Genomic DNA, 25,022 nt, shown 5'->3' with positions numbered 1-25,022 from the left:
TTATTCTTCTTTCTTTGTTAAATGCCAATAATGTTTGTATAGGCTTGCAAATACATTTCGATGTCCTTTTTTCCAAGGCTTGTCTCGCCCACAAAAATGTAAAAAGACAGTATGTTCTATCACCCAGTCCAATCCGTGATCAGCTTTGCTTTTGGCCCTATAAATCAAAAAATAACGAGCATCATAATTATAAATATCATCTGGAATAAGCTCAATGTCATGTCCATATAAGGCAGTAAGAACATCTTGGTCGGGAAGAAAAAGAAGGTTTCCTTTCTCAGCAATATAGGACATCATATCTGAACGGTTAACTCTCTGACGAATAGTCGTTAAATTCATTAGAAGCACGCCTGAATTAAAGTAGGAGGCCGACTCATAGTTCCCTAATCGCAGGCGATTGATCGCATCAGTAATATCGGAATCTTCCGTATGGCTAGCAGCAGCATACAACTTTTGGCCTAAATCCATGTCGTAAAGTGGAACCAAGTCATTGATACAAAGAATATCAGCATCCAAATAGAGCATTCTTTCTAACTTTTCTGGTAAATACTCATGCGCCAATAGACGGTAATAAATCGTTTCAGGATAGCGATTTGTTGTTGGAGCATTTTCAAAAGCTTGCTCATCTATCACAACAGGCGTGTAGATGACGCCCAATTTATCACAGTAGGCCTTCACTTCTTCATGTCGTTCCAACAAAGGTTTTTGCAAAATGTAAACATGAAAATCCTTACGACTTGCATTTTTCACTACAGAATATAGAGTAACCTTGAACTGATTCACATAGCCATCATTGATTGAAAAAAGCAAATTGATTGGTTGAGTCACTTGGCCGTCACTTCCTTTTCAGTCAACGTATCCTTAACCTTGACTTGTTCCTCTTTAAGTTTTTTGATTTCTTGGCGTAAGCTCATGTTTTTGAAAAAGCCGAGCAGAAATTGAATGAACATTCCTAAACCAACTGAAAGCAAAATCAGTAAAATCAAAGGCAACTTAAACGTTCCAAATAAATAATTGACTGTCACAGATTGGATATTGGCAATAGACAACAAGGCTGTTAAGCCAACGGACGCTACTAAGAGTCCCACCGTTACATTTTTACGCATCTTATTACTTCACTTTCAAATTAAACACGGTCCCTGCTAAAAAATCAGCAATAGTTGGAAACAGCGTGTAGGCTTTATGAGCTGCATTTAGGGCAAGCGGCATGTTCAACTGACGTTTTTTCTTTCCAAGAATGTTTACAATTTTAGCCGCAACCACATCAGGCTGTAAGGTAAAAGCTTTGACACTATCGAGATAAGCACCACTTGGGTCTGCTTGGTCAAAGAATTTTGTCGCAACAGGACCTGGATTAACAGTCGTGACAAATACACCATGGGGGGCTAATTCCAAACGAAGGGTATCTGAATAGCCAATCATGGCAAATTTGCTCGCTGAATAAATGGACGATTGTCCTGTAGCCATATAACCTGACATGGAGACAATATTGATGATATGACCTGATTTTGCTTCCTTCATCTTACCACCAACGAGACGGCAAAAATTCATGCTAGCAAAGGTATTCACATCAAACATGTCACGAATTTCAGTCATGGAAAATGCTTCAAAATTTTTATATACGGCATAGCCAGCATTATTGATAAGAACATCAATTCGACCAAATTCTTGATAAACCTGATTGATAAAATTTTCAACAGCAGTATCATCAGTAATGTCAAGACCGATACAACGTTTATTTTGACGTTCCTTGTAAAGCTCTGCTAGGCGCTCCTCACTCCGCCCGAGAAGAAGAAGCATATCTTCTTCTGGCAATTGTTTAATGAGTTGCTCTGCAATTCCACCAGAAGCTCCTGTGATAGCAACAATTCTCAAATCTCAATCTCCTCAAAATCTTTCACCACATGGACATTTTTGAAAATGGCTGACGCATCGCGCTCCATCTGCCTGCAATCACGGCTAAGAAAACGTGCCGAAACATGGTTGAGTAAAAGACGTTTGGCTGACGCTGCTTTTGCCACCTCTGCTGCTTGCATGTTAGTTGAATGCCCATGACTTCGAGCAATTTTCTCATCCCCTTTTCCATAAGTGGATTCATGTACCAAGACATCTGCTCCAAGAGCAAGACGGACACTAGCATCAGTTTGTCTTGTATCTCCTAAAATAGTGATGATTTTTCCTTTTTTAGGCTCTGAAATATAATCCTTTGCAATGATTTTTGTTCCGTCTTCTAAGGTAATGTCTTCACCATTTTTAACTTTACCAAAAAGAGGACCAAAAGGAACACCTGCTACTTTTAGAGCTTCCGCATCAAGAGTTCCTTCCAAATCTTTCTGCATGACACGATAACCCATACAAAAAATGCTATGATCTAATTGTTCAGCGTAAACAATAAACTTGTCTGTTTCCAATATTTTACCCAAATTCTGTCGATCAAATTCATAAAAATTAATACGGTAGGGCAGACGTGACCCTGTTACTTTGAGACTGGTCAAGACAAATTGACGAATACCTAGCGGACCATAAATATCCAAATCTGTCTGCTCTTCACTAGCTTGAAAAGCACGACTGGCAAGGAATCCTGGCAACCCCAAAACATGGTCTCCATGCAAATGTGTGATAAAAATTTTCTTAACCTTACGAGGCTTAATCGTTGTTTCCAAAATCTGACGTTGAGTCCCTTCACCACAGTCAAACATCCAAATTTCGTTAATCTCATCCAATAATTTCAACACTAAACTTGAGACATTACGTTGTTTTGCAGGCTGCCCTGCCCCTGTTCCTAAGAACTGTAATTCCATCTTATCATACTAATCGTAGGGCAAACCTACGACATCCTTTCTATAAAACATTACGATACCTTGGTATCAATTTCTCATACATTCTAATCTTATTTATTACGATTCCTAGAGTCACTATCATGGCGTTCTATCATTATTCGGTTGAACAATATAGACAACAAATTCTCTTTGATGATAATGAAAGTATTTTTTCCCCTGAAAAGTCGCTACAAGCTCCAGACACTCCTCTTGGTTGAAGGAACTAACCTTAATCACATCTTCTGAAATTTTTGTGACATGGCTGAGCAAGGCACTTTCAGGTGTCAAATTTTCAAGTTCTTCAGTTGAAAATGCCATTTTAGCCATCTTAATCAAGCCATCTTGTAGGTAAATCTTATAATGTGGAAAAATCTGTGCTAATTCAAACAAAATAGCAGAGCTCACAGGCTCATCTTGTTCTGAAAAAACAAGAGCGATTTCCTCATCACTTTCATAGACAAACCCATAAGATTTGCCTGATAAATTTAATCTGACAAAGGGTTTTTCTTCTAAAAAAGAGGGATTTTCTTGATACAGTTTAAGTTCCTGACTCATCTTGAAAAAATAATTTGTTGCAGCTTCTGGGCTTTCTTTTTGATAAAGCTCTGCAAAATAAGCATTGATGACACTAGGTGGCGGTGTAATAAAAGTCAATTTATCATCATCTGATAGTTGCGCCAGCTTATTTTCCAAATAAACCTTATCCAACACGGTAAAGCCCCCATAAGTGAGGGCAAGTGACATATAATCAATCATAAAATTCTTCTAATTTCCAACGATTATGGCTCGCAATATGACCTGTGATTTCCTCAATCGGCTCATCAAAATCATAACGGTCTAGTAGTGCCAATTTATTTAGTTCATAAAGTTTATAGAGCTTATCTTGACTAACTTTGATACTAAAGGGTTCAAAAACATCACGAATCTCGTCAATAATGAGATATCGCAAACTTTCTCTTGCCCCTTCCTCACGCGCTGATAGACGAACATTTGGAAAAGCTGTTGCTGTTAAATTTTTAGCCTTGTCGATTTTATTGTAAATAGCTAAGCGCGGAATATCGAGCATGTCTAAATCCTTAAGAAGATCCAAAACAACCTTTTCATGCTCTTCATGATCTGGATCTGACGCATCAATCACATGAAGGAGTAAATCCACATGGCGACTTTCTTCCAAAGTTGACTTAAAAGCTGCTACCAATTCCGTCGGCAAGTCTTGAATAAACCCAACGGTATCCGTCAAGGTTGCCTGAAATTGATTTTGAAGATAAATCTGCTTGGTTGTCGCATCCAAAGTCGCAAACAATTCATCGGCTTCGTACTGACGATTATCTGTTAAGACATTCATAATCGTTGATTTACCTGCATTGGTATAGCCGATAAGACCAATTTTAAAAACCTCAGACTGGCTTCGTTTATCACGAATAGTCTGGCGATTTTTCTCAACAATTTTTAATTGGCGCTCAATATCCGAAATCTGATTTCTAATGGAACGACGGTTCAATTCTAGTTGACTCTCACCTGGCCCACGTGACCCAATACCACCCGCCTGACGACTAAGCATAATTCCTTGACCTACCAAACGTGGCAGCATGTATTTCAACTGGGCAAGATGAACTTGTAACTTGCCCTCATGACTTCTTGCACGCATGGCAAAAATATCTAAAATCAACTGCATACGGTCAATGACTTTGACACCGAGTTCTGTCTCCAAATTGGCGTTTTGCCGAGGTGTTAAACGATTGTTGACAATCACGGTATCAATGTCATCAGCTTCAACAATGTCTTTAATCTCAGCCAATTTTCCTGAACCAACAAAGGACTTACTGTCATAACGTTCTCTTTTTTGGGTGTAACTAGACACCACTTCGGCACCAGCCGTCTTAGCAAGACTAGCTAGCTCTGCCATTGACATCTCAAAATGTGGCGTATCCTGCAGTTCAACACCAACTAAAATGACACGTTCCTGCTCTTTTTTTGTCTCAATCATGGCAGACCTCCTAAATGAATACCTGATACACTTCTCCTTTTTAAGAAAAATGATTGTTCAACTTCTAATCTTATTCAGACTTTTCGTCATCTTAACATCAAATTGACCATTGTTATTATTTTACCATAAAAAAGATAAAAAGGCGGTCAAAGTAACCACCCTTTCCTAATGAAAATGACGTTTTCATTTTAAGTTATTGATGAAATTTCTGATGAGTGTCATGCAGGCTTCTTCTCCTAAAATTTCTCGTGAACTGGCATGCTCTGCCTTTGGAACAATGACCAATTGATCCTTGGAAGCATTCGCCTCAAAAAGTTTTTGACCATTTTCTGGTTTGATGAAGTTGTCTTTTTCACCATGGATAAATAAGATGGGTACCTGATTCGTTTTTATCAATTCAATCGGACTAGTCTCTTTCATGTCAATCCCGAATCCCCATTTTGTGACAGCATTAACACCATAAATAAGAAAACCAAGGTGATTATCCCGATAAGCTCCTTCTGTCAGGTCATATAAATTGGTAAACCCACAGTCCGCTACTACAAAATCTAACTTAGGATGTTTATCAAGAACAGATAAGGAAATCGCACTTCCCATAGATTCACCATGCAACCCCAGACTAATCGTCTCACCAAAGGTTTGATAGGTGTAGCTTATCAAAGCAAGCAAATCTTCTTATTCTAATCTACCAAGACTAACTGGCGTTGGTTGTTTTTCACCATGTCCACGCACATCATAAGTAATCACATGGTAGCCTAACTTGTGGTAACTATCCATATACTTGATAGCTCCATTTCGATTGGAACGAAAGCCGTGTGTGATAATCACATATTTGCTAGAAGTTGAATTATCTGATTTGATGAGTTGAGCGTGAAACTTGTAGCCTTCAAAGCCTGTAACAGTAAATTCTTCCTTATTGTAAGCTTCAAAATCACCGACTAAATTATGTTCCTCAATCCATTGACGTTCTTCGGCCAAAGTCAATACCTTCGGAGTGACAATCAAACTTGCCAGATAATATGAAAAGCCAGCATACCCCAAAATGCTCAGTACAAACAACATCAGCAAAACTTTTTTCATTAGCCTCATTTTTTCCCTTTTAAAAATTCAGAAATCTGCTGCTTAACCTTTGCCTCAAAATCACTAGATCCAACTTCACAAAAGGTCATCTCCATACGGTTTCTGAACCAGGTCAACTGACGTTTCGCAAAGCGACGTGTGTTTTGCTTGAGCTTGTCAACCGCTTCGTCCAGTGATTGCTCACCTGCAAAATAGGGAAAAAGCTCCTTATATCCAATGCCACGCGCAGCTTGAGCATGCGGATAATTATCATAGAGCCACCTTGCCTCATCCAAAAGCCCTTGGTCTACCATCTTATCCACACGCCCATTGATACGGTCATAAAGGACTTGTCTGTCATCTGTTAGACATAAAAGAAGGGCATCGTAGTCTGTTTCTTGGTTTTCGAGATGATCTGTAAAACGTGCTAATTCAAGCGCACGAATGGCGCGTCTGCGGTTTAGCTGAGGAATCTCAAGCCCCCGCTCTGCTATTTTCCCAAATAAAACCTCATCAGAAAAAGCTTCAAGCTCCGCACGATAAGCCAGAACAGCCTCTTGGTCAACCTCTCCGCCCAAATGATAGCCCTCAAGCAGGCTTTGGAGATAAAGACCTGTACCACCCACAATGATAGGGAGTTTGCCCCGACTAGAAATGTCCTCAATCGCAGCTCTAGCCTCCGCCACAAAATCAAAGGCCGAGTAAGTTTCCGTTACATCACGAACATCAATCAAATGGTGAACAGCAGCAGCTTGCTCCTCCGCACTCGCCTTTGCTGTCCCAATATTAAGGTCACGATAGACCTGCTGGCTATCGCCTGAAATAATCTCTCCATTAAAGTTTTGCGCCAATTTAATCCCAAGAGCAGTCTTCCCAACCGCCGTCGGCCCAGCAATTACAATTAGTTTAGTCATAGGAGTATTATATCAAAAATCACTTATTGATAACAATAGAAGCTAACCAATGTTAAATGTTTTCCTTATAACTCCTAAGTCAAATTATTTTAAAAAGGTTTAAATCATGATACAATATCTAAACATCATTTAAAGGAACAATCTATGAAAAAGAAAAAAAGGTAATCATGTCATTAATAAAACTATTCAAACAACTAGTTATCTTTACAATCATATGGATGCTATCATCATTTTGGATTTACAACCGTTTAGAGACACATACTGTTTATTACTTTAAAAACTCTCATCTTACCCCTAAAAAAGGGATTCCATTTATATTAACCGATCAACTATTTTATCATATCGATAATACCTATGAAAGCAAGGTAGACGGTGGAATATTCGAATACAATATTGATGGGAGGAATCGTATTTCTTACCTTCATCTAGCAGGTAGTGAAAATTACAATTACATAGTATATCAAAGTAATTTAAATGACTATAACTATTCAATAAATATGCCTGATCCCCTAAAGACTAATGGAGAAAGTGTATTTTTCTACTTTGATAAAAACTTTAATCTTAAAGAAAAATCCTATCCCTATGACGACAACAACCAAACAATCTTCTCTGACGAGGAAAAACATGCCGTTTATCAAGCCGCTAATCAAACCGCTAGCCAATTATTAGATAATCTCCCCACACCTATCATCAATTTACAGTGGCTCTTTGATTGGACCTATAAAGGACATAAAATAGTCAAAATTTTTCTACTTTCCTTTCTAACGACTACTTGCTTGACTGGCATTAAAGTGTGGTGGAGACGACACTTGAACAAGAAAAGCAGCAACTCAAATCAATAGGTATAGATAAAATGAAAAAGAAATAGTTAATTATTCCCAAAGTATTATTAGTTCTATGGAGATATCGTGAAATTTGGTTTAATCTCCTTATCTCATCAAGTTACTACGCTCAGCACCTTCCACATAAAAAAGGAAATAATCCTGAATTGATTTTTACTCTCAAAAATCTCCATTATTTAGAAAAACTTGAAAACTCTGATTTAAAGTATGGTTACGATGGTGTAAATACAATAATTGTCAACGAAAAATATTCTGTAACCAATACCGAGGGAGCTGAACTTCATATATGGATATCCCTATTCTACTCCAAATTATTTTTTTGATAAAAGAGGACACTTCCTAAAAATACAAATTTTTGATGAGAAAATAGATAATTTTAAGTATGTTATTTCATCTAAAAGTAAAAAAAGCTGAAAATTATATTGTACGTGCTATTAGGCCTATTCTAGATATCCAACTCGACCCCAAACTTAATCTCCAATGGCTTTTTAATCTGATTTATCAAGGAAAGTTTGATTAAAGTTGAAACAACATCCTACTTCAATTTCATCTAAGTGAAGCAGGATTTTTAATTTTGTGATAAAATAATAGCAAGAAAAACACAAGGAGAATCTTATGCCATTTGTAAAAATTGATTTATTTGAAGGTCGTACAGAAGAGCAAAAAATTGAGCTTGCCCGCGAAGTGACTGAGGTCGTTTCTCGTATCGCTAAAGCTCCTAAGGAAGCTATTCATGTCTTTATCAATGACATGCCAGAAGGCACTTACTACCCACACGGCGAAATGAAAAAGAAAAACTAAGCACCTCCGCTTAGTTTTTCAGGTTTTACTATGCAAAACACTCGTCAACTCAAACTCATGGGGACAACCATCGACCTTCTGGTTGTCGCCCCAAATAGCAGCCATCTCCTCGACGAAGCAGAGAACTTGCTTCATCTCTACAACCACCGTTTTTCCGCCAATGATGTCACTTCCGAGCTTTCTCTGGTCAATAGCAAAGCTGGGATTGAGCCGGTCTCAGTTCACCCAGAACTGTTTGAACTAATTGCTATTGGTAAAAAACATAGCTGCGCAGACCAAAGCAATCTCAACATCGCCATCGGACCACTCGTGCAAACTTGGCGGATTGGTTTTTTAGACGCCAAACTGCCTTCGGAATCTGATATTGCTGGAAAAATTCCCTTAACAGACCCCCAGCAGATTATTCTGGACCCTAACAAACAAACCGTATTTCTAGCTCAAAAAGGTATGAAAATTGACCTCGGTGCCCTAGCTAAAGGTTATATTGCAGATAAAGTCATGGCTTATCTGGTAAAAGCTGGTGCCAGCTCTGCTATGGTCAACCTAGGAGGCAATCTTTTAGTCCACGGCCCAAATCCGAATCGTGACAATTACTTATGGTATATCGGCATCCAGCACCCTGATAAGCCAAGAGGAAATCATGCCACTATCCTTCCGATTCAAAACGCTTCAGTCGTGACATCTGGTATCTATGAGCGTGTTCGGACAATTGGCGACAAAAATTATCACCACATCTTTGACCGAAAAACAGGTTACCCTATCGAGACTGACATGACGAGCCTTACCATCGTTGCCAAATCATCTTTAGATTGTGAAATTTGGACAACTAGACTGTTTGGACTCCCAACAAGCACTGCACTACAAATCATCAATCATACTCAGGGTATTGAAGGACTGATTATTACAAAATCACTCGATATCCTAACCAGCAATAATATTTGGTAATAAAGAAGTGAGGTTTTAATACCCTCACTATCACTCTATTAAACATTGTGACACAATAAAAAGCTTAAAATCAACAGGCTTACAAAGCAGTGATTTTAAGCTTTTTTATTTGAAGATTGCATTAACGTTAAAAAAACATTAATACCCTAATCTATTCTTTCTCTTTCTTAGTCAAGTAAACAAACCCTAACATTAGGTTTAAGCTTGCAAAGAGAAGGTAGATGTTTGAATCATTTTCACCAGTAGCAGGGAGTAATTTCTCTGCCACTGCTACGACAATTGGTTTTTGAGAGGTATCCTTTCGTGTCACAGTCACTGAAATAACTTCTGGTACAACAGGTTCTTCACTTTCTATTACTAGAGAGGTCGGTGGTGCTAATGGTTTAACATCTGAAATATCTGCTGTTACTGTACCTAAAGCTACAACAGTCGTCGGTGCTGTTTCTACACCATCAAGGGATACTTCAGAAGCTATTAATGCTTCAAGAGCTGCATTAACTTCTGCTTGTGTCGCACTCTCATCTGTCAATATAAGCTCTGCTGTTGCTAAAGCTTTGTCATAATCTGCTTTAACCTTATCACTTGCATTTTGATATTTCGCTGATGTTTTTTGTAAGATAGTAGCTTTTGAAATACGATTTCTAAGCGCAACTTTATCAGTCTCTTTGCCATCCAATTCATTTTTCGCTGACACTAGAGTTGCTAGAGCTTCGTCTACTTCTTTTTGACTAGCTTGTGGATTAGCCAAGACTAATTGTGCTGCTCGAACTGCTGTATCGTAGGCAGATTGAGCTTCTACACTACCATTACTGTAGGCTACTGTTGCTTCCACTGCCGCTTGCTGACCTACTTCTGATTGAAGTGCTACAAAATTTGTTTCTTTACCATCAAGTGCTGCTCTAGCCTTCACAAGCTGCTCTTGAATCGCATCAATATCTGATTGAGGAAGTTTTCCTTCTAGAGCTTCTTGTGCCTTAGCCAGTGCTGCCTCATAAGATTGAACCGTTTCTAAACTTGCATTGTAGTAAACTGGCAATTTTGAAACATCACCTTGTGAGTTGACCGTTTCTTTTAACGGATTTTTATTAATCAGAGTTAACTTTTTAACAGTTCTCACATCATCCGTAACTGTTACTTTCAATTCTTCCAAGAACTCATAACCATCAGGAAGCGCAATCTCGATATCATACTCACCTGTCGTCACAAGACGTCCGTAGTCTGTAGGTGAATATTTAGCATTTGGCAATACTGTTCGTCCACCCGCTCCATTGACTAAGGTTACAGTTGTTCCATCTGGCAATGCTTTATCAATATCAATCAAAACTTGAGCTTTAGATAGGCTATTGACATAGAAATTCACATCAGCCAAGCTTTTCTCTTCTGAGATATTAACAGTAACTGTTGTTTCGCCTGCCAAGGTAGACCAATCTGTATCATAAAGGAACAACTCAAATATGTAAGTACCGAATGGTAAGATAAGTTTATTAGTATTATCGCCATAGCGAGCAATATCAACAACTGTTTTTCCATTAGCATCCTTGACTGAATATGAAAAGTTTACATAGGCATCAGAGTCAGTCTCCTTGTCAAGAATATTCACAGTGACAATACCATTATCATTCCCAACTTTAATTAAATCTTGAACTTTAGCCCAGCTCACATTTCCAGCGTAATCTTCAACTGTATAATAGAAATCTGCAATATCAGCTTGATCAAGTGGTAGCATAAAGGAACCATCTGCATTTTTAGCGACATAAACCTTATTGTCACCTATTGTAACTTTCCCATTTGTTGCAATATCAATCCAATTTTTCAATCCATGCTCATCTGTTTTAAGGTAGAATACTCTATCACGGAAAATACCCGACTCTCCGACTTCTACTGCCGCACGCGGCGTAAAAATCTTATTAGTTTCATCATATCTAGCAGTTGTAATAACAGGATTTTGACGGTCAATGATAACATCGAAACTCATTTTTTGAGGATTAGCACCTAATACCGCTGAGTTATACGTTAAAACGTAAACATAATGTCCATCCGGTAAATCTGCTCCTTCATTATCTGTACCATCCCATTCAGAAGAGTAAATAATACTTGATTTAGGGCGTTTAGGATTACCACTAAAGAAATTTTTACTACCAGATACGGCATCACTTGTCCATAATGGGGTTGATTGCTCTGTATCATCTGCCGAATAAACGCTAGCCACTAAATCATTATAATTACGAAGAAATACTCCCTTAAAGGCAAGTGATTCCTGATTGCCATCTTTATTTGGTGAAATAGCTAAGTGAGGTTTTCCATTTGTATCTAAAGCAAGAACAAATTTACCATTTTCATCTTTAAAAGTCCCTAAAGATTTGATCACCATGTCACTCGTTTCAGATGTAGCATAAATATGTTCTCTTTCTCCAGTAACAAGTGAAGTGTAATTTTCATCAGTTGGAACAACTTTGTCGCTGTCTGCAACGAAGTAAAAACCACCTTTTCCATCAGCAACTAAATCATAAATAGGTGTTTCTATGACATCAAGATTTTGGAACTCCCCTCTGAAACCAACATATGGAATACTGACCACTTCTCCATTATCAGCAACATCAAGGAAACGAACAAAACCTTCTAAATAATAACCATTTGGCATTTCTGTTAACAGTTTCTCACGATAAGCGGTAGCATCAATTGCAATAGTTACCGTTGTTGACGAATTCGCTTTAACCGTTACCGTCTCACCTACAATGGTTTCAAGTTCTCTAGGAAGTAAGGTGATATGTCCTTCTTCAACAGTATCTGTATTTAAGTTAGTGACATAGCGGAGCGTTTTATCCTCGTTAGTAATATTATGAAGTGTTACTTTGAAGTTAAACACATCTCCAACATTTCCTAATGAAATACTTCCATAGTTGTCACTTCCAGTCAAGTACAAGCCTGTAGAAATAGCTGCAGCAGTATCTAGAATCCCTGCTCCTTGTTGACGTGGTGAGGTGTAAGCATTTGTTTTTTCATTCAAATGTGCTTTAGCCGTACTCATCATAAGGTGTTTGATAAGGGCTTCAATTTCAGACGGTGTTTTATCTGGATAAGCTTTGAGCAAATATTGTTTGACAAGAGTTACTGCACCAGCCACATGAGGCGCCGCCATACTGGTACCACTCATCATGTCATAATCTCCATCATTAACAGAAGAATAAATAGAACCTCCTGGAGCTGATAAGTCCGGTTTTAAATCACCATCAGCTGACACCCCCCAACTTGTAAAATCTGACATCAATTGAGCCTGTGGATTGGCTAATTTATCTTTAGTATCGTTAAATTGGATTTTATACTGATTAGTACGAAGAGCTTCACCAAATTCAAACGGAATAAATATTGATGGGATGCCTTTTCCTTCTGCCTCTAAAGACATGTTTAGGTTATTTTCACCAGCTGTATGATTAAATACAACAACACCAATCGCTCCATGTGCTTGAGCGTTAGCAATTTTTTCTGTAAACGTAATGGAACCACGTTTGATAAGAGCCAATTTTCCATTCAAATCTACATTGGCAAATTCACCTGCTAACTCTTCTTTTGTTCCCAATCCAACATAAGCATACTCATAGGCTTTGCCTTTTTCAAAATCAACAGCTCCAAGATCAGGTTTTGTATAAGAGGATAGCCCATGGTTTAACTTCTCATCATTTTCAAGGCCAATGATAGTGACTACCTTACTCATAAGAGTAGTGTTATTATAAGAAGCTACTGATATTGCATTTTTAGCTGTCGAAGGATTACCAACTAAACCATAATCTGGATTGGTTGCCAATGGGTTGGCATGTCCTGAACCAAACGCTCCTTCATTCCCACCTGCAATAACAACTGAAATCCCTGCTTTTCGAGCACGTTCGATGGCTGCTATAACGCTTTCTTCAGTATCAACCACAGATCCATTCGGTGCTCCAAGACTAAGATTAATACTATCTGCACCTAGAGCTACTGCATCATCAATAGCTTTCACATAGAGAGCAGGTCCCGTCTTTGATTGTAAATCAGAAAATACACGCATAAACATAACTTGTGCTTCAGGAGCGACACCATAAATGAATTCGCCATTATCTTTTTGCTTTGGATTACCCGCTGCAATACCTGTCACATGCATTCCATGTGAATCCTTATCTTTTTCTTTCAAAACAGTATTAACATCAACATAGTTATAACCAAAGATAACCTTATCATTATACCATTGACCATAATCAATACCTGCTGCTTTTTTGGCTGCTTCTAATTGCTCTTTTGTTTGGTATTTAGCCTTAGTTGGATCAGTAATTTGGAGTACATCATGATTGACATCAAGCCCTGAGTCAATGATAGCAACAACCATCCCTTCACCTTTATAGCCTGTATCCCAGACTTTTGGCACTGTAATAATGGTATTACTGTCATTATTTTGTGGCGTCTCCTCACCAATTTTAAGCACACTTTCTGAAACCGCTTTTGCATCCAATTCTGATGCATCTATCTCCTTTGGCGCTTCTGGTTGAGTTGAAACTGGTTTAGACACACTTTCTGTCCCTGGGTTTACCACCGAATAATCAGTCGGTTCTGTTGCACTAGCCTCTGCCTCATCAATTCCAGAAACTTTTGAAACATCACCAACAGTTTCCTCCGTAATGCTATCTGTCACAGCATCATTATTAGACACTTCTGTCATTCGAATTGAAAGATCTTCAGATACCTCAGCAACAACTGCTGGTACACTGGTTGTTTCAGCAGATGCTCCTTGCGTATCTGCGGCTACATTAGCACCAGAAAACAAAAAAACTGCACCTAAAAGAACAGATACCGCACCAATTTTATATTTCCGTAGTGAAAAACGTTGTCTTTTTTCCATAAATCTACTACCCCTAAATGATTTTTATTGACAAATCTGTCATACTCATTATTAAAACAAATATTTTTCAAAAAATCAATATTTTTCTGTAAATTCACAAAAGTTTATTTATTGTATATTTTTTTGTCTTTAAAGAATAAAACAAGAGTCTTCATCTCATTTTTTGCCATTTTTATGCTATCTAAAATTGAATAGTAAACGTAAAAGAGTTTTAAAAGAACCTTTTCTTTATTCAAATTTTAAATAATCACAGTAACCTTATACTACTTTTCGTAACGGAAAAATAATTGTTCAAAAATAGCTAAATTAACAAAAAATATGCGTCTAAAATCATTTTTAGAGTTTGAAATATTACCATTATTGTTCTTATTTTGTATTGACACTCTCTATTTATTTCTATCTTATTTAGAAATTACCCTGTTAACTTTAATAAAAAATATTAGCTAACAAAAAAACGAGCTGACTTATCAACTCGAGTTTTCTTATCTTATAATGCAGCCAGATAACTTTCCAAATCTGTCAAAGCCCTATCAGCAATAGCTTCATAGCGTTCTTTTTTATCACGAATACGCGGCCCTTCAAGTTCTTTGATGATACCAAAGTTAACGTTCATCGGTTGGAAATGTTTGCTCTCTGTGTGCGTCACATAATATGGCAAACTTCCGATAGCAGTTGTGCGTGGGAAAACGACTTCTTCTTCACCTTTGAACAAACGCGCAGCATTGATTCCAGCGACTAAACCAGAAGCCGCTGATTCCACATAACCTTCAACACCTGTCATTTGGCCCGCAAAGAAAAGATTCGGATTGGTACGTGATTGGAAGGTTTGTGTCAAAAGATTTGGCGAATCCATATAAGAATTGCGGTGCATCACACCATAACGAACAAATTCAGCATTTTCAAGACCTGGAATCATTTGGAAAACACGTTTTTGCTCTCCCCACTTCAGATGTGTTTGGAAGCCAACGATATTATAGAGACTACCAGCCGCATTATCTTGACGAAGCTGAACGACTGCGTACGGCGTTTTAAAGTCACCGTCACGAGGGCCTTCATAATCTTCCGGGTATTCCAAACCAACTGGTTTCATAGGCCCATAAAGCATGGTTTTAATCCCACGTTTAGCCATCACTTCAATCGGCATACAACCTTCAAAGTATTTTTCTTTTTCAAAGGAATTAAGCGGAGCTTCTTCTGCATTAACCAAAGCCTCATGAAAGGCCATAAATTCTTCCTTGGTCATCGGACAGTTAAGGTAAGCTGCTTCGCCTTTATCATAACGTGATTTAAGATAGACCTTTGTCATGTCAATGGTTGACTTGTCAATAATCGGAGCTGCGGCATCGTAAAAATAGAAACCGTCACCACCATTTAGGGCATGAATTTTCTCAGCGAGCGCATCTGATGTCAAAGGCCCTGTCGCAATAACGGTGATAGCATCATCAGGAATTTCTGTGATTTCACCACGGATGATTTCGATAAGTGGATGATTTTCAATCTCTGCAGTAACTGCTTCGGCATAGCCTTCACGGTCAACTGCCATCGCCCCACCAGCCGGAACACGGTGTTTTTCACCATTACGCATGATGATTGAATCTAAGCGACGCATTTCTTCTTTTAGAAGCCCTACCGCATTGGTTAAACTATCCCCACGGAAAGAGTTTGAGCAGACCAATTCTGCAAAGTTTGTTGTTTTATGTTGTGGCGTTGGTCTGACCCCACGCATTTCATAAAGTTTGACAGGAATGCCACGCTTGGCAATTTGGTAAGCCGCTTCAGTCCCAGCTAAACCTGCTCCAATAACGTTAATATATGTTGCTTGAGACAATCACTAATACCTCAATCTTTCTAATTTGATACTGATTTATTATAACAGAAAAATCCCATTCTTACGATTCGGACACTTCATTAGATAGGGTTCTCGTCAAATTTTTGATGATTTTTCACAATAGCATAAGTCCCATGCCTCAACATAGTAATACGCTACAAATTCGTTATCTCAAATACTTCTGTATGAATCCATTTGTTATTAATTTGCAAATCATTTTCTATAATTTTACTAAATATAAACCCATTCTTCTCAAGCACTCTCTTAGAGGCAATATTATCTATTGCTGTTCCAGCAATAATTTTATTTAAACCATAACTATTGAATGCTCTATCTAAAACAATTTTAACTGCTTCACTTGCATAACCTAAATTAGTATAATGTTCTCCAATTCTATATCCAAGTTCAGCTGTTTTTTGATCATTACCATCAACAATTAAATTGATTCTTCCAACAATAACACCTTGAAAATCTCTTATAAGGTGCATATAAACTTCGTGATTATCTTGTTCCACCAACAATTCATTTGTCATTTCTTTAAAACTCAATAAATCAAAATAATTAATCGGTCTAGGAAGCAAATTCTGCTCAAAATACTTTTGATTCTCTTTTTCAAAAAAATAGATATCAATACTATTTTCTTTGGACATCAATTCTAAACTTATCATCTTAAATCATCTCTCATATTTAGCTAAATTCTAATTTATTTCACTCAATATCAGTATTATTGTATCATTTTTTCTATATCGACTTTCTGGTGGTACTTGACAATTGCCTATAAAATTAAAAGACACATCAACTTATTATCCTGTGTCTTTAACTCTTCTTCCCCTGTTTCTTCATGGAAACTACTTTTTCTATATACTCATTTACCCCATGTTCCTCTATTACAAGCTGTTAAATCACAACACCTTCTAAATGGTCTAATTCGTGCTGTACAATTTGGGCTGGGAAGTCTCTCAACGTCAGCGTTTTCGCCATCCATTTTTCATCGCGGTAGCTAATGGTAATTTCTTTGTAACGCGTTGTCGGTCGACTTCCAGTTAAGGATAAACAGGACTCTTCTGTTTCGTAAGCGCCAGCTTTTTCCAAAAGCACAGGATTAAACATTACCAAGTCCACAAAGCCCATACTGATAATAATGGCACGCTTTTCAACGCCAATCATGTTCGCTGCCATGCCCACACAAGCCTCACGGTGATAAGCCAGCGTGTCACGTAAATCTTGTCCTAAAGGCAAATCATCCTTTGTTGCTTCTAAAGATGGCTGCGCAAGAAAAAAAGTATCTGTAATAATCGGTTTTATCATGATAAACTCCCCTCTCTTCATTATACCATATGTTTATTTCAGTGATTAACTATTAAATTATGATAAAATAATAATGATACCTATGAAAGGATATAATGCTTTGAAATTAACTGTACTGATTACCTTTCTAAATGAAGAAAAAATGATTGAAAAGACTCATTCTGAAGTCAAAAAAGTTCTAGATAGTATGATACCACATCAAATCACAGACTATGAACTTCTCTACATTGATGATGGTTCGACAGATGCGACGCTTTTATCGATGGAAAAAATAGCACAGCAGGATACACATGTTCGCTATGTCAGCTTTAGTCGTAATTTTGGCCGTGAGGGTGGTATTTTAGCTGGATTTCGCTATGCAACAGGTGATGCCGTACTTGTCATGGATGGAGATCTCCAACACCCACCAAGTCTTATTCCTGACTTTGTCAATTCCTATAAAGAAGGTTACGACATTGTCAGTGGTCAACGTGATCGTTCAGGTGAGGCCTTTGCCTCAACCTTTTTTGCACGCGCCTTTTATAGCCTCTCCAACCATCTCATGGATGTCAAACTAAAGGATGGAAAATCTGAGTTTCGCTTACTCAGCCGTAAAGCAGTTGATGCCTTTACCTCACTCCCTGAATATAATCGCTTTAATAAGGGACTTTACGAATGGATTGGCTTCAAAGAAAAAGTCATTCCTTACCCAAATCATGTTCGAGAAGCTGGCAAAAGTAAATTTGGCTTTAGAAAATCGCTCAATTATGCCATGCAAGGTATCATCTCCTTTAATGATAAGCCCTTGCGCTTCTGTGTCCAACTCGGTGCTGCTTCCACCAGCCTTGCCCTTATCTACCTTTTTTGGGAATTAGCTAAACAACTATTGCACCCTGAATCTAGTGTAAGTGGTTATTTTACCACCATTGCAGCTATTATTCTCTTTGGTGGTGTACAGCTCATTTCCATCGGAATTTTGGGGGAATACATTGGTAAAATTTATTATGAAGTCAAGCGCCGTCCTCATTATATCGTTAACAAATCAAATATTGACAAAGCAAATCAGGAGGGACAAGGTTAATGGAAAATACATGGTTTACAAGATACAAAAAAAGACTGACTTACCTAGCAAGTTTCAGTCTTCCCATCCTTATCATGCTCCTTGTTTGGGCAGTCAACGGTGCCTTTCCCTTTGGCAATAAAAGCTTGATGGCTGTTGATTTTGGTCAGCAATACATCGGATTTTATGCCTATCTTAAAAAAACAGTTCTCACAGGTGACTGGTCTGCCTTTCTCTATTCTTTTGAAAAATCCATTGGTGGTGAAATGATTGGGGTTTTAGGTTATTACCTGATGAGTCCCTTTAACATCTTTTACATTTTACTCCCACTCAGCCAATTCAAATGGGCAGTCGTTATTACTATTGCCTTACGCTATGGCTTTATGGGACTAACCTTTAGCCACCTGCTTATCAAACGTTATCAAGCTCTTCAGGGGCAAACCTGGTTGGTTCCTCTCATGGCAGCTTCTTATGCTCTCTCTGGTATGCTAGTCTCCTATCAGATGAATCCCATCTTTTATGATGCCATGATTATGCTTCCACTGGTTATTCTATATTTGGAAGAAACTTTAGATGGTGGCAAGCCCTTTAAATATGCAATAACCCTTGCTTTTACAATGCTTCTACAATTTTATATGGGCTACATGATTTGCCTTTTTGTGGCACTTTATGCTATTGCTTATATGTTACCAAAATGGGCAGAGCAGGGTACTATCAAAGAAAAAGCAAAGCAGTTTTTCTTCCCTCTCTTTAAAGTCGTCGCCTACTCTATACTTGCAGCGACGTCAACCTTTGTCACCCTTTATCCGATTATTCTAAATCTTTTACGCAGTAAAGGCGCTTACAACGCTCCTATGCTCTTTGAATGGAAGCTACAAATCACCCCACTTGATATTCTAGCCAAACTAACCATCGGCGCCTTTGACAATGAGTCTTGGCCAGCTGGACCTAATTTGCCAAATATTTATGTTGGGGCTCTAGCACTCCTTGGATCCATCTATTTCTTCCGTTATGCTCAGGTGCATTGGACAAGGAAAATTGGTTTTACCGTTATTGTTGGTATTTTCCTCATTTCGTTTGTTCATGAATTTACCAGTAAAATTTGGCACATGGGACAAAATCCTGCGGGATTTTTCTATCGTTTTTCATGGATTTTCTCATTTTTCATGGTCTTGATTGCTTATCAAACTTTGAAAAATAGTCATAAAGTCAAATGGTATGATACCTTGATTGGTGCGGGACTAGCCAGCGCTAGCCTCTATTATGTTGCTACACACGATTTCTCCTTTCTTGAGGATAAGCAACTACCTGCTCTGACCGACTGGGTTGGAAAAAATACACTTGCGGTACTAGCACTCTTTAGCTTACTCTTTCTCCTTATTTCTTGTGCTTATTGGTTCAATAGCAGAGCACACTTCTGGCAAAAATCTCTTCACATCTTATTTGGTGCTGGATTTACAGTAGGCAGTTTCTTTCTTATTAAACAAGGTTATTTACTGACACAAGTCACCTTAACTGGTTTAACCTGGTTGTCAGCTCTGCTATTTTACACCTATAAACCCAAAAGTATCGGCCGCTTCGTCTTAGCTAGTATCACTATTTTTGAGCTTGGACTAAACGCCTATATTTCTCAATCAAGAATTGGCTATACCGATGCTTATAAGTTCAGCGATTTAGCTGTTAAATTGGATACTTTGGGAAATACTGTTGACGAACTGTCAGATCACCCCTTCTATCGCATTGGGACAGACTTTTTCTACTCAAAAAACGATCCAGTTCTTGGTTCCTACAACAGTCTCAGCAATTTTTCTTCCAGCCTTGAACGCTCTACCATCAATTTGATGGCCTCTATGGGCGATATGGGAGGAAATGCCTCAACTTTCTATACAAATGGGACAATTCTGACTGACACCCTCTTCGGTGTTCGCTACCATGTCGCAAGAAAACCTTACACCAACGAAGATGTTCAACAACATCCCAAAACGCATTTCTTTAGTAAAACATCTGCCCGTAAAGATATTACCAGCTACTACAACCTCATCAAGGAAGACGATACTTTCCTGTACTATGAAAACCCGAATGTGATCAGCCTAGCTTACGGGACAAATGATGTGACACATAATATCAAATTTGGAACTAACAATCCTGTCTCAAATCAAAATATTATTCTCAAATCAATGTCAGGGCAAGATTATGAGTTCTTTGTTCATGCCGCTTTTAATGACATAAAACTAGATAATCTCGAACTTGATAATAGTAATGGACAAAAGATTTATCGACGTTTGGATAAAACCAAACCAGGGAAAATCTCATTTACCTTTGTGCCACAGACAAATTGGACCTACTACTTCCAAGCACCTTATTCTCTTCGTAAATCAATGGGCAAAATGAATATCATGCTCAATGGACAATGGTACAACTACACCCAGATGTTTGACCAAGTTCAACTCTGGCAAATTGCCCACCAAGAAGCCGGTAAACAAATCACTTTTGAGATTTCAACGTCATCTGAAGATGAAATTAATCTAACCAATTATTCCTTGGTTAGAGCAGATACCGAGGCTATTCAACAAGTGATGACAAATCGTCTAGCACAGAGTATGACTGTTGATAAAATGACCAATACTCAAATTGATGGATCAGTCAACATTACAGACGATAGTACATTGATGATGACCAGCATTCCGTACAATCCTGGCTGGACAGTCACTGTTGATGGTAAAGAAGTCAAGACAACCGAAGCTTGGGGGAGCCTCCTCTCCTTCCCAATCACACAAGGAAAGCACCAGATTAAACTAACTTTTAAAGCCCAAGGTTTAGTTACTGGACTCGCTATCTCGCTAGGCTCTATGTTGATGCTACTTTTCCTTTATCTTTTTGATAAACTAAAGAAAAAATCAAAAGATTTAAGCTAAAAAACACCCCTTCGCACTAACAGAAAAATGCGAGGGGTTTTTATTATCAAAAATTACAATACCTTGCTCAAAAAATCTTTTGTACGAGCTTCTCGCGGATTCCCAAAAACAGCTTCTGGACTTCCTTGTTCTACAATAACACCACCGTCCATGAAAATGACACGATCTGCAACCTCACGAGCAAATCCCATTTCATGAGTGACGATAACCATGGTCATTCCTGATTTCGCTAGGTCCTGCATAACTGCTAATACTTCACCAACCATTTCAGGATCAAGTGCTGAGGTTGGTTCATCAAAAAGAAGAACATCTGGGTCCATTGCCAAACCACGTGCAATAGCAATACGTTGTTGCTGACCACCAGAAAGACTTGCCGGCATAGCATTTGCTTTATCTCTGAGTCCAACCTTATCAAGTAAATCATAAGCCTTTTGTTCAGCTTCTGCTTTACTTATTTTCTTCGTTTTAATTGGTGACAAGGTGATATTCTCAAGAACGGTCATATTTGGAAAAAGGTTAAATTGCTGGAAAACCATCCCCATTTTTTCACGCATTTTGAAAATATCATTTTTCTTATCTGTAATGTCAACACCTTCAAAAGTCACCGTCCCTTTGGTTGGTACTTCAAGTAAATTCATGGTGCGCAAGAAGGTCGATTTCCCAGAACCAGAAGGTCCAATAATAACAACAACTTCTCCTTGATTAATCTCCAAGTTAATACCTTTTAAGACTTCATTTTTACCAAAATACTTGTGTAAATCTTTAATGGAAATAATACTTTCAGTCATCTTAGTTTCCTCCGTTCAAACGATTTTCATATTTTTTCAAAATAGCTGATAAAACTGTTGTTAAAATCAAATAATAAAAGGCTGCAAAGAGTTTTGGCTCAAGCGGTAAATAGGTTGCTGTTTCAACAGACTGCGCTCCATTCCAAAGCTCCATAACCCCAATGGTCTGCAAGAGTGAACTATCTTTGATAATCGTAATAAATTCATTTCCTAGCGCTGGTAAAATATTTTTCAAAGCCTGAGGCATTATCACATAACGATAGGCATTTAACGGTCTAATGCCCAGCGAGTAAGCGGCTTCGAGCTGACCTTTTGAAACAGACTCAATTCCTGCCCTGATGGATTCAGAAATATAAGCTCCGCTATTGAGCGAAATAACGATAATACCTGGAACCAAACGCGATAAATCCATATCTAAGACACCAAAAGGAATAATTGGCATATTACCAAAATGCATCCAGGCAAAGGCTAGGGAGATCTGCACCACCATCGGTGTCCCTCGGAAAATCCAAACATAAAAGGAGACAATCCAGTCTAAAATCTTGATGTTACTACGCTTGGCAAGAGCAATCAAAACACCAATAATTGATCCTAAGAAGACCACACAAGCTGAAATAATTACCGTTACAATAGCTCCATAGTTGAAATAAGACCAATACTTAGCCAAAAATGAAAAATCCATAAAAATACCAAACCCAGTTATCAATCCTAACCTTTTAATCACCACTGATACGGTTACTTTTGATACTGGATTTCATCCTTTCTTTTATTCTAAAAATCTTCTGTTTAAATAAACTTTTTATAGTTTATCAAAAAATGAATATTAATTCAATCAAATTCACGTTATTTTCATAAATATTTCTATCTATACCCTTTGTGCTAGTTATTTTCTTTTTTAGCACTTATCCTTATGTGGTGCGGGGCGCTTCAAAGGTCTGGGAGACCTTTGAAGGTGGGACATGAAGCTGGCGAAGTCGGCATCAAAACCTCCTACGGAGTTCCATTCCTCTTTGGCAAGCCTAAGTTTTGCCAACCCCATCAAGAGTAGGACAGAATATCCCAACCTCTTAAATTTTAGTGTAGAGATTAATTTGACGCAGTGGTTGATTGGAAGTTTACAACTGGACACCTCTTCATTTTCAAGTGTCCACCTAAAATAGTCCACTGGACTATTTTACTACCACACAATCGTTAGCGGCCGTCCTAACCAACTGTGCGGAGGTGGGACGACAAAATCGAAATCGTCATTTTGTAACGATTTAACGATTTTTTATACGAAAACTTCAAAAAGCCTCACTGAGAGTATAGCACTTAGCGAGGCTCTACCTATTGGTTGTCATTGTTTTGTGGGTGTGGGCTCCGCCATCGTGCTGGTTTGTCCCACACACTCTCACCACGGCGGAAAGTGCAGGATGTGGCTACTTCGTCGTCCTTGATTACTGCATCTACATATAGCTATACTGTTTAAGCGATATCTATGTAAAAAAGAAACTCAAATAATAGTGTTTGGTAGCTTTAGATAGCTCTATTATTTGTACTGCAAGTCTGTTGAAATAAATTTAACTAGCACAACAAGTATCTATTCTAAAATAGGAAGTCTAGCAAATCATCTTGTACTAAGTCAAGACTTATCCTGAGGTGGGGTGAGCTACTCAAAAGATCCTAGGAGAGTTTTTGAGGTTAGAAACCGAGCTGTTAAAAGCACCGTTAACATTCTCTACAAAGCTTCTTTTCTGTTTGCCAAGCCTAGTTTTAATTTCTATGATAAAGCTGATAGTGGACAGTAGCCAATTTTTCACGGTCTCGACTTTCTTCGCTTTCCAATTTCTAATTTTAGGATAATGCTAATCTTTCCCATCACCAAAATATTTTTGAGATATCTACATCAAAAAACTCCCCATTCAGGAGAGTTTCGCCGCTAATTAGTAAAGCAAGTCGTAAATTTCCATTGCAATCAAGTCAATGCTATCAAATGTGTATGATTCACGCGCAGCAACATCACGTAATGTGAAAACTGGACCATTTTCAGGATCATTAGCAAATGACACTTCTGCAACAACAACACCTTCACGTTCGAAATTACGTTTTAACGTGCCCCCGTCAGCCGCCATCATTTCAAGACGGTTAATAATTCTTACTAAATGTGATTCCATAATATATGTTAACTCCTATTTCTATTTATCGTCTCTATTATTCTATCATAAACAGAGACAAATAAACAAGAAAAGATAAAGAAATTAGCAGAAATATATGATTGGCACATTGTCAAGTCAAGTGCAACAAGTTCATGGATAGACTAGGATTCCATTATTTAGGCTGTTTGGGCTAGCCCAAACAGAAATTTTGAAGTTTTGTAATGGTAAAGTCGTCTAGATCTTTCGTTAATAGCTGAGAGATATTGAGCAAGTTCTTCGTCAGTCAGCGGATTGAGAGATTTCCCTTTAGGGAGAAACTCTCTGAGGAGGCCGTTGAAGTTCTCATTTGAACCTCTTTCATATGATGAATAAGGATGAGCAAAGTAGGCTTCAATGTCAGTTAGTTCTGATAAGAGACTAAACTCCGAACCATTATCAGCTGTAATGGAGGCGATAGGGTAACGTTTAATCAAGCCTTGGACTGCCTCGTTGATGGTTTTGGCTTCCTTATTAGGCAATTTACAAGCTAAGGCAAACCGTGTCTGACGTTCCACCAAAGTCATGACAACAGCCTCTCCCTTAGTCTTTTTCCCGAGAACCAAGTCAATCTCCCAGTGACCAAATTCAGAGCGGTTGTTAACTGTTTCTGGGCGTTCTTCGATGGATTTTCCAAGCGTCTTCTTATTGACCGTGGTTTTAGTCCTAGTCCGTTTTCTGATGCTCACCATCTTAGGTAAATCGATTGGCTTGATAGAAATAAGACCCGATAAAATGT

22 protein-coding genes are annotated in these 25,022 nt (G+C 38.2%); 5 read left to right on the top strand and 17 right to left on the bottom strand.

Annotated features, from left to right (window positions below; all coding sequences use genetic code 11):
* The 9 genes from GZ996_RS06005 to miaA form a co-directional block, all read right to left on the bottom strand.
* Positions 1-828, bottom strand: coding sequence for a glycosyltransferase family 8 protein (locus tag GZ996_RS06005; protein ID WP_162011589.1), 828 nt, complete (start codon positions 826-828; stop codon positions 1-3).
* Positions 825-1,106: a lipopolysaccharide assembly protein LapA domain-containing protein gene (locus GZ996_RS06000; protein WP_156807016.1), complete on the bottom strand. Its 282-nt coding sequence runs from the start codon at positions 1,104-1,106 to the stop codon at positions 825-827. The genes GZ996_RS06005 and GZ996_RS06000 overlap by 4 nt, the downstream gene beginning before the upstream one ends.
* Before the next feature lie 4 nt (positions 1,107-1,110).
* Positions 1,111-1,875, bottom strand: a complete 765-nt coding sequence (locus GZ996_RS05995) for an SDR family NAD(P)-dependent oxidoreductase (RefSeq protein WP_162011588.1) — start codon at positions 1,873-1,875, stop codon at positions 1,111-1,113.
* Positions 1,872-2,801 carry a ribonuclease Z gene (gene rnz, locus GZ996_RS05990; protein WP_161979189.1) on the bottom strand — a complete coding sequence of 310 codons (930 nt, stop codon included), beginning with the start codon at positions 2,799-2,801 and terminating at the stop codon, positions 1,872-1,874. The genes GZ996_RS05995 and rnz overlap by 4 nt, the downstream gene beginning before the upstream one ends.
* 117 nt (positions 2,802-2,918) lie before the next feature.
* Positions 2,919-3,575: a cystathionine beta-lyase gene (locus GZ996_RS05985; protein ID WP_162011587.1), complete on the bottom strand. Its 657-nt coding sequence runs from the start codon at positions 3,573-3,575 to the stop codon at positions 2,919-2,921.
* Entirely contained in the window at positions 3,568-4,806 is a 1,239-nt protein-coding gene (gene hflX, locus GZ996_RS05980; protein ID WP_162011586.1) for a GTPase HflX, read from the bottom strand. Before hflX ends, GZ996_RS05985 begins: the two co-directional genes overlap by 8 nt.
* Positions 4,807-4,989: 183 nt before the next feature.
* Entirely contained in the window at positions 4,990-5,475 is a 486-nt protein-coding gene (locus GZ996_RS11720; RefSeq protein WP_202922607.1) for an alpha/beta hydrolase, read from the bottom strand.
* A 6-nt stretch (positions 5,476-5,481) separates the two neighbouring features.
* On the bottom strand, positions 5,482-5,886 hold the full coding sequence (locus GZ996_RS11715) for an acetylxylan esterase (protein ID WP_202914422.1): 405 nt from the start codon (positions 5,884-5,886) through the stop codon (positions 5,482-5,484).
* Between the two features lie 5 nt (positions 5,887-5,891).
* A complete protein-coding gene (gene miaA, locus GZ996_RS05970; protein WP_161980393.1) occupies positions 5,892-6,779 on the bottom strand; it encodes a tRNA (adenosine(37)-N6)-dimethylallyltransferase MiaA in 888 nt (295 codons plus the stop codon).
* Positions 6,780-6,997: 218 nt separating this feature from the next.
* On the opposite strand from miaA, the gene GZ996_RS05965 reads away from it, so the two are divergent.
* The 3 genes from GZ996_RS05965 to GZ996_RS05955 all read left to right on the top strand — a co-directional run bounded on the left by GZ996_RS05965 (position 6,998) and on the right by GZ996_RS05955 (position 9,367).
* Complete coding sequence (locus GZ996_RS05965; RefSeq protein ID WP_162011585.1) at positions 6,998-7,621, top strand: hypothetical protein; 624 nt, start codon at positions 6,998-7,000, stop codon at positions 7,619-7,621.
* Between the two features lie 615 nt (positions 7,622-8,236).
* On the top strand, positions 8,237-8,422 hold the full coding sequence (locus tag GZ996_RS05960) for a 4-oxalocrotonate tautomerase (protein ID WP_018364737.1): 186 nt from the start codon (positions 8,237-8,239) through the stop codon (positions 8,420-8,422).
* Between the two features lie 30 nt (positions 8,423-8,452).
* Positions 8,453-9,367 carry an FAD:protein FMN transferase gene (locus GZ996_RS05955; RefSeq protein ID WP_162011584.1) on the top strand — a complete coding sequence of 305 codons (915 nt, stop codon included), beginning with the start codon at positions 8,453-8,455 and terminating at the stop codon, positions 9,365-9,367.
* Between the two features lie 151 nt (positions 9,368-9,518).
* Here GZ996_RS05955 and GZ996_RS05950 read toward each other — a convergent pair whose 3' ends face one another.
* The 4 genes from GZ996_RS05950 to GZ996_RS05935 form a co-directional block, all read right to left on the bottom strand.
* On the bottom strand, positions 9,519-14,234 hold the full coding sequence (locus tag GZ996_RS05950; protein WP_162011583.1) for a S8 family serine peptidase: 4,716 nt from the start codon (positions 14,232-14,234) through the stop codon (positions 9,519-9,521).
* A gap of 487 nt (positions 14,235-14,721) precedes the next feature.
* Entirely contained in the window at positions 14,722-16,062 is a 1,341-nt protein-coding gene (trmFO, locus tag GZ996_RS05945) for a methylenetetrahydrofolate--tRNA-(uracil(54)-C(5))-methyltransferase (FADH(2)-oxidizing) TrmFO (RefSeq protein ID WP_162011582.1), read from the bottom strand.
* A gap of 155 nt (positions 16,063-16,217) precedes the next feature.
* The gene (locus GZ996_RS05940) at positions 16,218-16,730 is read right to left on the bottom strand and encodes a GNAT family N-acetyltransferase (RefSeq protein WP_162011581.1); all 513 of its coding nucleotides are present in this window, start codon (positions 16,728-16,730) and stop codon (positions 16,218-16,220) included.
* A gap of 229 nt (positions 16,731-16,959) precedes the next feature.
* Positions 16,960-17,370 carry a peptide deformylase gene (locus GZ996_RS05935; RefSeq protein WP_162011580.1) on the bottom strand — a complete coding sequence of 137 codons (411 nt, stop codon included), beginning with the start codon at positions 17,368-17,370 and terminating at the stop codon, positions 16,960-16,962.
* Between the two features lie 100 nt (positions 17,371-17,470).
* On the opposite strand from GZ996_RS05935, the gene pgfS reads away from it, so the two are divergent.
* Together pgfS and pgfM1 are read left to right on the top strand one after the other, a co-directional pair.
* On the top strand, positions 17,471-18,430 hold the full coding sequence (pgfS, locus tag GZ996_RS05930) for a glycosyltransferase PgfS (RefSeq protein WP_162011596.1): 960 nt from the start codon (positions 17,471-17,473) through the stop codon (positions 18,428-18,430).
* The gene (gene pgfM1 / locus GZ996_RS05925; RefSeq protein ID WP_162011579.1) at positions 18,430-21,324 is read left to right on the top strand and encodes a glycosyltransferase PgfM1; all 2,895 of its coding nucleotides are present in this window, start codon (positions 18,430-18,432) and stop codon (positions 21,322-21,324) included. Before pgfS ends, pgfM1 begins: the two co-directional genes overlap by 1 nt.
* 53 nt (positions 21,325-21,377) lie before the next feature.
* Here the strand turns inward: pgfM1 and GZ996_RS05920 are convergent, their stop codons facing one another.
* From GZ996_RS05920 to GZ996_RS05905, 4 genes are all read right to left on the bottom strand, one after another.
* Positions 21,378-22,112 (bottom strand): amino acid ABC transporter ATP-binding protein, encoded by a 735-nt coding sequence (locus tag GZ996_RS05920; RefSeq protein ID WP_161979199.1) that lies wholly within the window; start codon positions 22,110-22,112, stop codon positions 21,378-21,380.
* A 1-nt stretch (position 22,113) separates the two neighbouring features.
* Positions 22,114-22,794, bottom strand: coding sequence for an amino acid ABC transporter permease (locus tag GZ996_RS05915; protein ID WP_156806973.1), 681 nt, complete (start codon positions 22,792-22,794; stop codon positions 22,114-22,116).
* Positions 22,795-24,034: 1,240 nt separating this feature from the next.
* Positions 24,035-24,265 (bottom strand): YkuJ family protein, encoded by a 231-nt coding sequence (locus GZ996_RS05910; RefSeq protein WP_156806972.1) that lies wholly within the window; start codon positions 24,263-24,265, stop codon positions 24,035-24,037.
* 158 nt (positions 24,266-24,423) lie between these two features.
* Positions 24,424-25,022 (bottom strand): IS30 family transposase (locus GZ996_RS05905; RefSeq protein WP_162011578.1); only part of this gene is annotated, 599 nt, incomplete at its 5' end.

The sequence above is a fragment of the Streptococcus sp. S784/96/1 genome, from assembly GCF_902729355.1.
GTDB lineage: Bacteria > Bacillota > Bacilli > Lactobacillales > Streptococcaceae > Streptococcus > Streptococcus caledonicus.
Note: the sequence above shows the minus strand (reverse complement) of the source record. Positions and strands in the feature narration are given on the sequence as shown.